Genomic DNA, 229 nt, shown 5'->3' on the forward strand with positions numbered 1-229 from the left:
GTCGGAGATCAGCCGCGATACCTGCGCGGTGGACAGGTCCAGGGCCTGGGCGGCGGAAGTGAAGCTGCCGCTGTCCACCACCCTGGCGAACACGCGCATGCCTTGCAATGTGTCCACTATTACCTCGGTTGCAAAACAGATTCGTAAATTGGTCGGATTTTCCCTGACGCCGGGCTGCCTATACTGGCCGCCGTCGCCGTAGCAACGCCGGGCATACCCTGCCCGGCGT

The 229-nt window shown here is 62.9% G+C and carries 1 protein-coding gene; it reads right to left on the reverse strand.

Translation table 11 applies throughout. The annotated features are described in order from the left end of the window. The coding region (locus FVA95_RS34290; protein WP_368667401.1) for a LysR family transcriptional regulator at nt 1-99 on the reverse strand (99 nt) is incomplete at its 3' end. Nucleotides 100-229 lie beyond the last annotated feature (130 nt).

It is taken from the genome of Pseudonocardia sp. EV170527-09 (assembly GCF_008369905.1).
Lineage (GTDB): Bacteria > Actinomycetota > Actinomycetes > Mycobacteriales > Pseudonocardiaceae > Pseudonocardia.